This is a genomic window from Marinomonas sp. BSi20584, assembly GCF_002792415.1.
GTDB lineage: Bacteria > Pseudomonadota > Gammaproteobacteria > Pseudomonadales > Marinomonadaceae > Marinomonas > Marinomonas polaris.
Map to the genome: position 1 here is coordinate 93,112 of NZ_KZ454883.1, position 14,646 is coordinate 107,757.

The following is a 14,646-nucleotide window of genomic DNA, read 5'->3' on the forward strand; positions in this document are numbered from 1 at the left end:
ATTTTAATCTACTCTTTCACATTTAAAAAAACAAAAGCCATAATTAGCTTTGTCAGCATCAAAACAAAAAAACCAGCCGTACGGCTGGTTTTAAGCGTCACTCTAAATCTTTTTAGCTATTTTGAAGCATTCGCTTTTGGAAATGTGTTTAGCTTGAAGCCCGCAATAATTAAGCCAACACCAATTATTACCATTGGCAAAGATAAAAGCTGCCCCTCTGTCAGCCAACCAAAAGCAAGGTAGCCAATTTGTATATCTGGCTCGCGGACAAATTCTACTAGGATTCGGAAAATACCGTAGAAAAGTAAGAACATACCAGAGACACAATACCGCGGTTTTGTTCTTTGTGAGAAGAACCACAAGATACAAAACAGTGCTACACCTTCTAGTGCAAATTGATATAACTGCGAAGGGTGACGAGCAAGTTGCAGCGGATCATTAGGAAAAATCATCGCCCAAGAAACATCTGTCGGTTTGCCCCATAATTCACCGCCAATAAAGTTGCCTAAACGCCCTGCACCTAAACCAATTGGTACGAACGGCGCCAGAAAGTCGGTCACATCAACCAGGTGCTTGTTGTAACGACGAGCGAAGAAGTACATAGCAGTAATAACGCCTAATAACCCTCCATGGAAAGACATGCCGCCTTCCCAAATACGAACAAGAATAAGTGGATTATCAACAAACGCAGAAAACTGATAAAACAAAATATAACCGACTCGGCCACCCAATATGACGCCAAGTGCGCCATAAAATATAGCATCGCTGACCATCTCTGGTGTCCAAAGCCCATTGGAACGTTTAGCGCGATACATGCCGCATAAGTAGGCCCCGGCAAAGCCAATAAGATACATAATGCCGTACCAATGAACGGAAATTGGCCCTATTGATATGGCAATAGGGTCAATGTTTGGATATGAAATCATAATATTGAAGCAAGCCTCTGATAGGTATTATTCCACGTTAGTGGTTTTAGATGGTCGAATCAAACGCTCAATATTGGCTTCGCGCATGAGTCGTGTCATAGTCTGTGTGACCGCTTCAGCATGAGATAGTTTCATCACTTCGCTAAGCATGGCTTGCGCTTGTTCCATCGAGATATTACGAATCACCGCTTTCACTTTAGGAAGTGAGGTCGAACTCATCGATAATACGTCGTACCCCATGGCCATTAATAAAATAGCACCCATCGGATCACCAGCCATTTCACCACATACGCTTAAACCGACACCTTCATCTCTGACTTGATCGACGATGCTAAGCAATGCACGTAATACAGAAGGATGGAAAGAATTATATAAGTCCGCTACACGCGGATTATTTCGATCTACAGCAAGCAAATATTGCGTTAAATCGTTACTTCCTACCGATAAGAAATCCACCAATTCAGCTAATTCTTTAACTTGATAAACCGCCGCAGGAATTTCTATCATTACGCCAACTTGAGGCATTTTGACGTCGTAACCTTCCTCTTTAACCTCTGCATAACCACGGCGAATAAGCGCTAAGGCTTCTTCTACTTCCGCCACATTTGAAATCATAGGTAGCATAATTTTTAGATTATACAGGCCAGCACTGGCTTTTATCATGGCGCGAATTTGCGCCATAAAGATTTCCAAATGATCCAGAGTAACTCGAATACCGCGCCAACCTAAGAAAGGGTTCGCTTCGTTTATAGGAAAATAAGGCAGCGCTTTATCACCACCAATATCCAAAGTACGAACCGTTACTGGCGAAGGTGCAAAACCTTCTAACTGCTGACGATAAATAACGACCTGTTCCGCTTCGGTCGGAAAACGATCTCGCACCATGAAAGGCACTTCTGTACGGTAAAGACCTATACCTTCCGCACCACGATCCAAAGAACGGGCGATATCAGCAGACAAACCAGTATTAACAAATAAAGATAAACGGTGGCCATCAAGAGTTTCACAAGGTAAGTCTTTGAGTGTTTCGTATTCTTCTTCTAAAAGACGCTCTTCATCAACAATTTGCTGATAATTTTCAATAAGCGCTTCAGACGGATAGGTAAAAATCTTGCCCAAATAACCATCGACAATAAGATCTACTTTATCCAACTGAGCATAAGGCAAATCTAATGCGCCCATGACAGTTGGAATACCCATAGCACGGGCTAAAATTGCCACATGAGAGTTACCCGATCCCATTACCGAGACTAGGCCTTTGATCTTATCAATTGGAATTTCGCCTAACATGGACGCGGTGAGCTCTTCACCGATAATAATAGATGGCTCACTGAAACGCTCTGCTACATTTGGAGCCTTCTCTTGAAGATGAGATAAGATACGACGACCAAGGTCACGAAGATCCGAGGCCCGCTCACGTAAATAAGGGTCATCCATGCGGTTAAATTGCTGAATATGCGCCTGAATAACCTGTCTTAATGCACCTTGAGCCCAATTACCTTCTTTGATTTTTCGAACAATTTCACCAGCGATTGAGTTGTCATCTAGAATTTTTAGATAAACATCGAATAATGCTTTTTCATCTTCTGAAAGGTGTTGGCTAATACGATTGCTGGCGCGACGAATGTCTTGTCGAACGGCATCAAGTGCTTGATAAAAGTCCTGAATCTCTTCATCAAAATCTGTTGTACGACGATCAGGGATAACATCTAAATCAGCAGGCGGAAACACCACAACACCGCGACCAATCGCTACACCAGAGCTACCAGGAACACCCTTATAGCGAAAATCCGATCCACTAGGAATAGCGTTAGGATTAATACTAGTAATCGCCCCTGTCGCTTCAGCGTGAGCAATAACACCCGCCAATTGGGCCGATAAAGTAATAAGAAAGGCTTCTTCGCCTTCATCAAATCGACGTTTGTCTTCATGCTGAACCACCAGCACGCCTAAAACTTGTCGATGATGAATAATAGGAACACCTAGAAAAGAGCGGTATCGTTCTTCGCCGGAACCTTTTAAATAGTGGAAAGATGGGTGAATATGAGCATCTTCAAGGTTTACAGGTTCAGCCCTACGACCAACTAAACTAACCAAACCTTCATCTGCTTTTAGACTAACATTACCTGCAACGTCCGCATTCAAACCGCGCGTTGCCATCAAGATATATTCTTTAGTATTGGTGTCTACTAAATAAATAGAACACACCTCTGCTCGCATTGCTCTGCGGACACGTCGGACAATAATGTCAAGTGCCGCAGATAAAGACTGCGCGGCAGTCACCTCCTGGGTAATACGTCTTAGCAAACTTAGCATAGCTCTCCCATCAATCTATATAACCTCCAGCATCAAGCCAGTAAGTTTATCACTTTTCTAGTCGACGATGTGCACTGGGGATAAGCTCTTTTAGAGCTCGACGGTAAACATCTTTTTTAAACGCCACAACTTGGCCAAGTGGGTACCAATAACTAACCCAGCGCCAGCCATCAAATTCAGGGGTTTCCGTTCCATCTACGCACACAGAAGCATCAGGACAACGAATAGACAGAAGAAACCATTTCTGTTTTTGTCCAATACATAGAGGTTTGCTATTGTGTCTTAGCATGCGTTTAGGAAGACGATAACGCAGCCAACCCCGAGTTTTACCTATTACTTCCACCTGATGAGGATCTAAACCTACTTCTTCTTTAAGCTCTCGAAATAAAGCTTCTTCAGGTGTCTCGTCGGATTTGATACCTCCTTGAGGAAACTGCCAAGCATTTTGCCCTACGCGTCTCGCCCAAAGAAGTTGGCCACGCTCGTTCATCAGTATGATGCCCACATTCGGTCTGTATCCGTCTGCATCAATCACGAGCTATCACCTTTTAATATAAAAATAAATTAGTTTCATTGTTCCATAATTCCCCCATCTGCACAATTAAGACTGCTGTTATTTATTGTCTCCAGAGCTATAATTCACGCACTTTAGAAGAATTGAGGACTGCTTGTGACACTCGCAATATTTGACTTAGACGGCACATTATTAAATGGCGACAGCGATTACACTTGGGGACAATTTCTCGTTGAGAAAGGTTTAGTAGACAGCCACGCTTACAAATTAGCCAACGATAAGTTCTTCGAAGAGTATCAAACTGGTACTTTAGATATTCATGAATACTTGGCGTTTAGCCTAGAACCATTAACTAAGTTCTCTAGAGAAGAGTTGGCCAAGCTACACGACATTTTCATGCAAGAAAAAATCCAGCCAATGATGCAAGAGAAAGCTAATGCGCTATTACAGCATCATAAAGACCAAGGTCATTTCTTGCTGATGATCACCGCGACTAACCAGTTCGTTACTGGGCCAATTGGCGATGCTTTAGGCATGGATCATATTATTGCACCTGTGCCAGAGATCATTAACGATCACTACACAGGTAAAATTGTTGGTGTTCCAAGCTTCCAAGCTGGCAAGGTTACACGCTTAAATGATTGGCTGGCTGAGACCGGACACACAATGGAAGGTAGCTTTTTTTATAGCGACTCTCGTAATGATTTACCTTTATTAGAATTGGTTACTCACCCTATTGCCGTTGATGCCGATGAGACACTAACAAAAATTGCGCAAGATCGTGGCTGGCAGCATATTTCTTTAAGAGATTAGTGAACGAAACAATAAGATTGCCAAATAAAAAAGCGCTGCCAGATCATATCTGACAGCGCTTTTTTCGTTCTTATTCTTTAGCTTTTATTTTTTGGTTACTAACAACATAAACCAAATAAGCTTATAAACCCATGTTGTTATGGATTCGATAAAATAGAGCTTTTAGGTATTCCGTTTCTTCTATCGCAGGGTGGACCGGATGATCTGGTGCTTGCGTTCCGCGATAAATCAACTGCGAAAAACGCTCTAATTGACGACTGTTGCTACGAATAATATCGTGTAACCGTGCCGTTTCCAGATGCATAGAACAAGAACCGGAAACCAAAATTCCGCCCTTCGCAACCAAGCGCATCGCTAGCTGATTTGCACGATGGTAAGCACCCTCGCCCGCTTTAATGTCTTTACGACGAGCTATAAACGCTGGCGGATCCATAACAACCACATCGAAACGCTCTTTCCCTTCAATCAAAGACTGCATCGCTTCAAATGCATCACCGTGCATCAAGTTAAAACCACCTTCGTATTGGTTCAACTTAAGGTTTTCACCAACATGGCTCAATGCGCTTTCAGACGCATCAATAAAGGTAACATCTGTCGCACCAGCAGAGGCTGCTTGAACGCCCCAACCACCAATGTAAGAGAAAACATCAAGTACGCGTTTGCCATCACAAAAGCCTTGCATGGTTTTGCGGTTTTCACGGTGATCATAGAACCAACCAGTTTTTTGTCCATCCCACACTGGCGCTTGAAACAACACACCGTTTTCTTGTAGGAAAACCAACTCTGGAACCGTACCAAAAGCTTCTTCAACATAGGTTTCAAGGCCTTCGATCTGACGCATCTTGCCATCATTTTTCATCAGAATCGCTGATGGCTTCACTACATCTTGCAAGGCTTCAACGATCTCGTTTTTTACTCGCTCCATGCCAGCGGTCGATATTTGTACAACCAAAACATCGGCAAAACGATCGACAACCAAACCTGACAAACCGTCAGAATCACCAAAAACAAGACGGTAATACGGCGCTGGATAAGTCAGCTCACGCAAAGATAAAGCAATCTTTAGACGATGAACCAAAGTCGACTTGTTTAAAAATGTATCGGTACTACGGCTCATTAAACGACCGCAGATCAATGTATTAGGGTTTATTGTCGCAATACCAAGAGGTTTACCTTGAGCTGTTTCGACAACAACCTGATCCCCTGGGGTAAATTGCTTTAATGGCGTAGCTGAGGTATCTACCTCATTGCTGTAAATCCATTGATGTCCAGCCCTTAAACGGCGATCAGCTTGACCTTTTAGTCGAATAACACTCAAAATTTTCACCCAGTATATTTAAAAAACGCTATTATAAAGACTCTAGATTCAATTGCTACGAATTACGTAGCTGTAAAGTTACTTGTCTTAAAGAAGTGTGTCCATGTCATCTACATTAAATGAAAATCAGCTAAAACTCATCTTGCAAGGCATCAGCATTCCACCACAACCACAAATTATGGTGGATTTACACATGGAACAAGCCATGCCAGATCCTGACATGGAACGTATATCAGAAATCATTTCACAGGATGTAAGCCTTTCAGCCGCCGTATTAAAACTCGTCAACTCTGCGTCTTTTAATTTACCTAAAAAAATAGCATCCATTCAGCAAGCTGTCATGTTGCTTGGCCCAACAAGCGTCACCAATATCGTTAACGGACTCGCAGTCAAAAGCGAACTTTCAGATGACGCAATAAAATCTTTACACAGTTTCTGGGACACAGCCAGCGAAGTTGCTGTGATTTGCTCAAGTCTAGCCAATCAGCTTAATTTTAAATACCAAGATGAATGCTATGCGCTTGGGCTTTTTCATAATGCAGGTATTCCTTTGATGCTTAAGCGTTTCGATGGCTACAAAGATGTATTGAAACAAGGTTATCAAAATCCAGAATTCAACCTAACCGACGTTGAAAACCAAGCTTTCAAAACCAACCATTCAGTTGTCGGTTATTATTTAGCAAAATCATGGGGACTACCTAAAAGTTGCTGTGCGGTTATAGCCAAACACCACCGTGTCGATTACTTATTCCACCACAGAGTGCCTGGCGACTCTATTAATTTAACCTTTGCTTCTATTTTAAAAATGGCTGAGCACATTGCCTCAACCTATAGACACATAGGCGGTGCAAGCGAAGACTACGAATGGCAAAAAATTGGCCATTACGTCCTAGATCATTTAGAACTGAGTGAATACGATTTTGAAGGAATAATTGAAGTGTGCCATGAGCAAGGAATCGGAACTATCTAGCTCTATTGTCTGCCCCCCAACAATACATAAAAACGCCCAAGTGATTTATAAGCAAGTCACTTGGGCGTTTTATTTACTAACGAGGGAACATCACCAGGTGATCTAAATGAACACTCAAGCCGATCTCTTGCCCCACGGAATGATTGTGGTGAGAAGAAGCAAAACAATATACCACTTTGCCAGAAGACAATTTCACGCGATATAAGAAGTGTGACCCACGAAACCATTTACTTACAATCACACCAACAAATTCACTGTCGTCATCATGTAAAATGTCATCAGGACGAACCAATAAGTCCACTTGAGTATTGTCAGCAAAACCATGGTCTAAATCACCGCGAATATTACCCAAATCTGAATGAACGCAATCTGGACCACAGACGGTAGCCGTTAGGAAATCCCCATGACCAATAAAACTCGCCACAAAGCGTGTTTCTGGTCGATGATAAATCTGATACGGCGAACCTGTTTGATGAATTACGCCTTCACTCATAACCGATACTTGATCCGCCATCGCAAAGGCTTCCATCTGATCATGGGTCACTAATAACGCGCTCATTTTTTCATGCTGCAATATGGCACGAATATCAGGTACCAACTCTTCTCTTAACTTAGCATCAAGCCCAGAGAAAGGTTCATCCATCAGCAGTAATTTAGGCTTAGGTGCAATGGCGCGAGCCAAAGCGACACGTTGCTGTTGGCCACCAGAAAGAGAATGCGGATAGCGTGATTCGAAACCCGACAAACCAACCAAATTTAACAAATAAGTCACTCGTTCCTGTGCTGCCTCTTTAGACCAAGCAGATAAGCCAAAAGCAATATTCTGTGCAATGGTAAGGTGTGGAAACAAGGCAATGTCTTGAAACACCATACCGATAAAACGGTGCTCAGGATTCACACTGTGTGATTGACTGGCAATCACCTCGTCATCAATGCGAATTTCTCCTACCATTAAAGACTCAAAGCCTGCAATTGCACGCAACAAGGTCGATTTACCGCAGCCACTTGGCCCGAGTAAACAACCGATCTGCCCTTCTAGCAGTTTGAATGAAGCATTTTTAACAACCGCATCACCATCATAACCAACCGAAACATCGGTCAGTGTCATTTCTTTCAATAGTTTATGAGGAGGTAAAGATGTCATATGCGATCCTATTTTTAATAAACGCTATTTGGCGCTTCAGCTATTTAGATTTATTCAGGTGAGAAGAAATGGAACGACTCAACAAAATCACTGGTACTAGTCCCACCAGCACTATCATTAACGAAGCTGGAGCAGCATCGATCAGTCGCTCATCTGACGCCAATTCAAAAGCTCGCACCGCTAAGGTATTAAAATTAAATGGCCGTAACACCAAGGTCGCTGGTAATTCTTTCAACACATCGACAAAAACAATTAACATGGCCGTTAAGACCGAACCTTTTAATAGCGGAATATGAATGCGCGTTAAAACTTTAAAAGGCGACATCCCTAGCGAACGACCTGCCATGTCCATACTCGGCTTAATCTTTCCAAGGCCGTTTTGTACCGCACCTAAAGAGACAGCCATAAAACGAACCGTGTAAGCAAACAGTAACGCCACTAATGTGCCAGAAAAAATCAAACCGACTCTTTCTCCACTGTAATGTTTAACCAAATCAATGATTCGATGGTCCAACCAAGCTAGAGGAACAATAGTGCCAATCGCGATAATAGTCCCAGGCAAAGCATAACCTAATCCCGCAATGCCTACAGATGTCCTCACCGCTTTACCATTATTTAAACGAATAGCGTAACTCAATATCAAGGCTAAACTCACCACAATAAGCGAAGCCATAGCCGCTAGATAAAACGAGTTCCACGCCAGTTGAATAAAGTTCACTCCGGGCATTTCTGCTTTAAATACCGCCCAATACGCCAACACACCTACGGGAATAAGAAAGCCAACAAGAATAGGCAGCAAGCAAAAAATGCACGCTATAAAGCCACGACTACCTTTCAAAATCATACGCCGATTACTGGCCTTTTTTAGACCTGATGCATGATAACGAATGCGATGCCGAGAATATCGTTCTAGCAAAATCAACACCGCCACGAACATCAATAAAATACCTGCCAGCTGAGAAGCAGCTGCGATATCACCAAATCCATAAAAGGTTCGTAAAATGCCCGTTGTGAAAGTATTTACACTGAAATATTGCACCGTACCATAATCCGCCAATGTCTCCATAAGCGCTAAGGTAAGGCCTGTTACTATCGCCGGACGAGCAAGGGGAAGTGCCAATTTGAAAAATACCGCGCGACCAGAATAGCCAAGTGTGCGACTAACCTCTAAGGTGTTCTCAGACTGCTCTAAAAAAGCCGCTCGGCTCATGAGATACACATAAGGGTAAAGAACCAAGGTCAGCATAGCTATGGCGCCACCAAGGGAACGTATTTCAAAAAACCAATACTCACCGTAACGCCAACCAGTAAGTTCGCGAATAAAAGTTTGTACAGGACCTGCAAAATCCAATACTCCTGTGTAGGTATAAGCAATAATGTAAGCAGGCACGGCCATTGGCAAAAGCAAGGCCCAAGATAGTAAGGTGCGACCGGGGAAATCACACATGCTAGTCAACCAAGCGCAAGGCACACCGATAACCAGCACGCCAATGCCAACCCCCAACATCAGTAACAAGGAGTTAGAAATGTATTCAGCTAAGACTGTCTGATAAAGGTGTCGCCACACTTCACCATCACCGATCAAAACATTAACCAAAACAACCAAAATAGGTAATGCCAAAATGGCAGCAATAATCATTGCCGCCATTTTTAACCAATTCCACTTAGACTTACTTGCTAAACTCGGGGGAGCTAAATTAGCCATCGATTATCAAAAACCACATCAGAAAGCTCGTTATATGGAGCAAATATCAGAAAAATCACTTCCAACCAGAAATATCCATAAGCTCGACTGCTTCACGATTGTTTTCACCTAATTGGCTTAACGAAATCGTATCCGCACGGAATGTACCAAATGGCGCCAACATTTCTGGAGCGCCAATGCCTTTTACCACAGGATACTCGTTATTCACGTGAGCATACCATTCTTGGGAAGCTTGGTTAGTGAGAAACTCAAGCAACAAGGTAGCATTTTCAATATTAGTCGCCGCGGCAGTGATACCAGCGCCACTAACGTTAACATGAGCGCCGCGTTCACCTTGCGCTTGATTAGGCCAAAACAATTTTACGTCGTTATAAACCGCTCTTTCGTCTGCACTATCACTTTGCCCAAGACGACCATAGTAATAAGTATTCGCCAGCGTTAGATCACATACACCCGCAGAAACGGCTTTTAATAGATCCACATCGCCACCAAAAGGCGGACGTGCAAGGTTAGAAACGAGTCCTTTGATCCAGGATTGCGTTTTCTCACGACCATCTGCCTCTAACATGGAAGCAACCAGAGATTGGTTATAAATATTGGCTGAAGAACGCACACAAATACGTCCTTTCCATTTTGGATCAGCAAGATTTTCGTAAGTAGATAAATCTTTTACTGAGACTTTTTTAGGGTTGTAAAAAATCACCCGAGCACGCTGAGATAATCCAAACCAATAACCCTCACTATCTCGTAAATGACTCGGAATATTTGCGCTTAATACGTCGCTATGAATGGGCTGCAATACGCCTGCAGCTTTTGCTCGGTGCAAACGGCCAGCATCAACAGTAATAAAAATATCCGCTGGACTCGCATCACCTTCTGCTTTTAAACGGCTCAACAAGGCATCGGCAGAACCGGTAATAAGGTTAACAACCACATCGTTTTGCTCTGAAAATTTATCCAACGCAGGCTTAATAAGAGATTCTTTGCGAGCAGAATAGATGTTCACTTCGCCTTTGGCTTGTAAACCGGTAGAAAGAAGCAATGACGAAGCTAACGCAACAAATCCGACATAACTCAATATTGATTTTTGTCCTTGCGTTTTGATCGTTTTGCGCAATTTCATAAACATACTCACCTTCTACCAATTCAACAGATCCCCTCTTCCCAAAAACACCACATAGCAGATGAAAATAAGAGAAAAGGCCATAAAAAAAAGAGACAAGAAATTAGCACAACACAATGCCAAACACTAGCGATTATCATTTATTTATAGAGGTAACATAAGGGGTTAGACAGAGATAAACAAAGGATAAATTAAAGACTAGCATATCAATTTTTTGAATACGCCAATCTATTGAACATATGCATTTAAACGTATTTAAGAGCAGTTAAAATACGATATTAAAACCTAGTGAAGTAATTGATTAAGTCCATCGCCAATCGCTAAAGCATCATCTAATTCATAAATAACGCCCTCAGGCAAACCAGCCGCTTTCGCTACAGCAGAAGGAAAGCCCTCTCGAACTAAATCGTAATCTCGCTCATTACGAATACATGCATTAATGTAACAAGCCAAATTCAACACACAAGCAAGCGGATTTGGCTCATCATCCGAAAAAGGACGTTTATGATGTTGTACTGCATATCCAAGTCCTGCCGGAAACTTCCACAAATCCATTAGCGCTTTACCAGCATCTTGGGAAGTAAAGCCAAGTAAATCTTGTTCAGCTTTAACACGCCCCGCTTTACGGTTAGTAACCAAAGATTGAATCTCTTGCGCAATAGCTGGCTCAGTAAGATGCAATAATAATCGCCCGATATTATGAACAATTCCTGCCGTAAAAGCTTCATCGGTCTCCACCAAAGGTGTCCGCTTTGCAAACCATTGTGCTAATTCTGCCACTCTGAAAGAATCCGCCCAAAACTCATTAAGGTTTAAACCTTCAACTTTGGCTACCGAGTTAGAAAAACCAGAAGCAATAACCAAGGTTTTCAGTTTATCTGTTCCAAGCAAAACAGTTGCTTCATCAATAGAAGAAATTTTTCTCGATAAGCCAAAATAAGCCGAGTTAACCACGCGTAATACTTTCAAGGAGATCGTCTGATCATGAGAAACGCGTTCAGTAAGATCGGAATATTTAACATTAGGATCACTTAGGAGCTGAATCAGTTCACGAACGACATCGGGGACATTGGGAAGTTTATCCGTTTTCTTCAGAAGATCCGTTGCTTGCATACAATTCCGCCTTTTCTCTGATTGGTGATATATCTATACATGCAGAATAAGACAGCAAATGCTTTTTGCAACCGGAAATACGTAGCGTTTTGAAAACACGCTATTTACCTCCTAATTGCAAAAAACAAAAAAATGCTTAATTTAAGAGAAAGAAGACAAACCTGCAGCACGGGCAATCAATTTTTTCTTCAAAGATTCGCCTTTGTTAAATTGCTTCATACCGATATTTCTGAGCTGAACAATAAACGGTTGCTGAGTGGAAAATAGACGCTTAAATGATTCCATACCTGCAGCCATGGCAATGTTATCCAACATGCGTGCACGCTGGTAACGGCGTAGAACTTTACTCGTCCCTAGATACTCGCCACGTCTATGGGCTTTTTCTAGCACTTCCACTAACGCCTTCACATCACCAAAACCTAGGTTCGCACCTTGCCCTGCTAAAGGATGAATAGTATGTGCGGCATCGCCAATCAACGCTAGCCCGGCTTTCACATATTGCTTTGCATGACGTTGTCTTAGAGGAATCGCTTGACGAACCTGAGTGATACCCAAGACATCGAAGCGCTTATTCATCGCGTAATGCAAACGACGACAAAAAGCTTTCTCGTCGAGAACCATTAAAGACTCGGCTTCTTTAGGCGGTACAGACCAAACAATGGACACAAAATGTTTTTGATCGACAGAAGGAAGCGGAAGAAATGCCAAAATACCTTCTTCGCCGAAACTCTGCCACGCAGTATTTTCATGAGATTGAGCAATTTCGATCGTTGTGACGATCGCATGATGACCATAATCCCACTCAACGGTATCAAAGGCATTTTCGCTGCGCAGTTTGGACATAGCACCATCTGCCGCAATAATGGTCTGAGCTTCCAGCACATGAGCAGACGTCAGTTCTACTCTTACACCAGATTCACTTAACTCATGTGACTCTAAAGAATCGCCTAAATACAGATCGATGTTTTTCGAACGTCTAACTTGCACCATTAATTGCTGATTTAGTACAGCATTTTCAACTAAATGACCAAGCTCGGGCATTGCCGTCGCTTGAGCATTAAAATCGATATAGCCCTCGCCAAGGCCATCCCAAACCACCATATTGTCATAAGAAGCAATACGGTCTTGCGCAATGCCTTGCCAAACATTAGCCTGTTCTAGCAAGGCTTTAGATTGACTAGAAATGGCACTCACACGTGCGTCATAAGCTGGCGGTGTGGACAACCTATATTCGCCATCATGTTTATCAACAAGAGCAATTCTCAAAGAAGATTTAGCTAACAATATCGCAGACAAAGCGCCAACCATACCGGCACCAACTATTATCAAATCGTACGACTTAGCCATCTTCTTTACTCCGTCTCGTCTTTATAATGTTTATCGACTTTCAGCCATTAAGGCCTCAATCTCTGTAATTTCTTTTGGCAGACCATGGGTCAAAACATAAGGGCCATCGGCGCGGATAAGCACATCGTCTTCAATACGAATACCAATACCTCGCCATTTTTCGTCCACCGATTCATTATCAGCCGAAACATACAACCCAGGCTCAATGGTTAACACCATGCCTTCTTCTAGCAAACGCGATTCACCAGCAATTTTATAAGCACCGCAGTCATGAACATCCAGACCTAACCAATGACCTGTATTGTGCATGTAAAAGTCTCGATAAGCTTTGCTCTCGATCAGCTGTTCTACATCGCCAGTTAATAATCCGTGAGCAACCAGACCTTCTGTTAATGTTCGAACCGCTGCGTTATGGCAAGCTTCATAAGGCGTTCCTACCGTCAGCTCTTTCATCCCTGCATGATAAGCATCTAATACCACTTGGTATAAAGCCGCCTGTGGTTCACTAAATTTACCGTTCGCTGGAAAAGTTCGAGTAATATCCGCTGCGTAACAACCTAATTCTGCACCCGCATCAATTAAGATCAGATCGCCATCTTCGATCACTTCGTCATTTTTGATGTAATGTAAGACGCAGGCGTTACTACCTGAGGCAACAATATTGTTATACGCAGGTTGGCGCGCACCGGATTTCATAAACACATAATTTAATTCTGCTTCTAGCTGGTATTCATTCATACCTGGACGAACAGATCGCATAGCCTGTTTATGAGCTTCAACACTAATTTGCGCTGCGGTTTCCATGATACCGATTTCTTCCGCGTCTTTGCGCAAACGCATTTCAGACACAAATGGAAATAAGTCAATGAAACTTGTCGGCGCCGCCGCGCCCATTCTGACTTTTGCAGCAATAGCATCACGCCAGCAAGCAATTTTTTCACGAAGAACATCGTCGTTAAACAAATACACAACTTGTTCAGCGCCATCTAAAGCAGCAAACGCCATCTTGTCTAATTCTTCTAACGGAGCAGCATCATTTGCACCAAAATTTGCTATCGCGCCTTCACTACCAAAACGAAAACCATCCCATTGCTCACGTTCAGGATCTTTTGGCAAAGTCACTAAGGTCATTTCACCACGGCCACGAATAATGGCGTAGGCACTTGGCTCAGGAAATCCAGTTAAATAGAAAAAACTACTATGCGGACGAAACTCATACTCACAATCATTATTGCGAGTTGCTAACTCACCCGTTCGCAGAACAACCACACTGTTTTCAGGTAACGATTGCATCAGGCGCTCACGACGAGCCTGATAAGTTTGAGTGTCGATTTTCATAGAAGGTCTCACTTATTAA

At 42.7% G+C, this 14,646-nt stretch carries 12 protein-coding genes; 2 read left to right on the forward strand and 10 right to left on the reverse strand.

Annotated features, from left to right (window positions below):
* Positions 1-116 precede the first annotated feature (116 nt).
* From lgt to TY87_RS14630, 3 genes are read right to left on the reverse strand one after another with little or no spacing between them, the layout of a single operon-like run.
* Positions 117-926 carry a prolipoprotein diacylglyceryl transferase gene (gene lgt / locus TY87_RS14620; RefSeq protein ID WP_100187638.1) on the reverse strand — a complete coding sequence of 270 codons (810 nt, stop codon included), beginning with the start codon at positions 924-926 and terminating at the stop codon, positions 117-119.
* Positions 927-953: 27 nt separating this feature from the next.
* A complete protein-coding gene (gene ptsP / locus TY87_RS14625) occupies positions 954-3,242 on the reverse strand; it encodes a phosphoenolpyruvate--protein phosphotransferase (RefSeq protein WP_072841572.1) in 2,289 nt (762 codons plus the stop codon).
* A gap of 49 nt (positions 3,243-3,291) precedes the next feature.
* Entirely contained in the window at positions 3,292-3,777 is a 486-nt protein-coding gene (locus tag TY87_RS14630; protein ID WP_072841570.1) for an RNA pyrophosphohydrolase, read from the reverse strand.
* A gap of 135 nt (positions 3,778-3,912) precedes the next feature.
* On the opposite strand from TY87_RS14630, the gene TY87_RS14635 reads away from it, so the two are divergent.
* Positions 3,913-4,569 carry a histidinol-phosphatase gene (locus TY87_RS14635; RefSeq protein ID WP_100187639.1) on the forward strand — a complete coding sequence of 219 codons (657 nt, stop codon included), beginning with the start codon at positions 3,913-3,915 and terminating at the stop codon, positions 4,567-4,569.
* Between the two features lie 121 nt (positions 4,570-4,690).
* On the opposite strand, the gene TY87_RS14640 is transcribed toward TY87_RS14635, so the two are convergent.
* A complete protein-coding gene (locus TY87_RS14640) occupies positions 4,691-5,887 on the reverse strand; it encodes a class I SAM-dependent rRNA methyltransferase (RefSeq protein ID WP_100187658.1) in 1,197 nt (398 codons plus the stop codon).
* 103 nt (positions 5,888-5,990) lie between these two features.
* Here TY87_RS14640 and TY87_RS14645 point away from each other — a divergent pair, with 103 nt between their 5' ends.
* Positions 5,991-6,857 carry an HDOD domain-containing protein gene (locus TY87_RS14645; protein WP_100187640.1) on the forward strand — a complete coding sequence of 289 codons (867 nt, stop codon included), beginning with the start codon at positions 5,991-5,993 and terminating at the stop codon, positions 6,855-6,857.
* Between the two features lie 76 nt (positions 6,858-6,933).
* On the opposite strand, the gene TY87_RS14650 is transcribed toward TY87_RS14645, so the two are convergent.
* From TY87_RS14650 to TY87_RS14675, 6 genes are all read right to left on the reverse strand, one after another.
* A complete protein-coding gene (locus TY87_RS14650; protein ID WP_198432106.1) occupies positions 6,934-8,001 on the reverse strand; it encodes an ABC transporter ATP-binding protein in 1,068 nt (355 codons plus the stop codon).
* Positions 8,002-8,041: 40 nt separating this feature from the next.
* Positions 8,042-9,706 (reverse strand): ABC transporter permease, encoded by a 1,665-nt coding sequence (locus tag TY87_RS14655; protein ID WP_100187641.1) that lies wholly within the window; start codon positions 9,704-9,706, stop codon positions 8,042-8,044.
* A 55-nt stretch (positions 9,707-9,761) separates the two neighbouring features.
* Complete coding sequence (locus TY87_RS14660; RefSeq protein ID WP_100187642.1) at positions 9,762-10,829, reverse strand: Fe(3+) ABC transporter substrate-binding protein; 1,068 nt, start codon at positions 10,827-10,829, stop codon at positions 9,762-9,764.
* 285 nt (positions 10,830-11,114) lie between these two features.
* Complete coding sequence (locus TY87_RS14665) at positions 11,115-11,942, reverse strand: HDOD domain-containing protein (protein WP_100187643.1); 828 nt, start codon at positions 11,940-11,942, stop codon at positions 11,115-11,117.
* Between the two features lie 141 nt (positions 11,943-12,083).
* Positions 12,084-13,289: a UbiH/UbiF/VisC/COQ6 family ubiquinone biosynthesis hydroxylase gene (locus TY87_RS14670; protein ID WP_100187644.1), complete on the reverse strand. Its 1,206-nt coding sequence runs from the start codon at positions 13,287-13,289 to the stop codon at positions 12,084-12,086.
* Positions 13,290-13,319: 30 nt separating this feature from the next.
* Positions 13,320-14,627 carry an aminopeptidase P N-terminal domain-containing protein gene (locus tag TY87_RS14675; protein WP_072841554.1) on the reverse strand — a complete coding sequence of 436 codons (1,308 nt, stop codon included), beginning with the start codon at positions 14,625-14,627 and terminating at the stop codon, positions 13,320-13,322.
* Positions 14,628-14,646 lie beyond the last annotated feature (19 nt).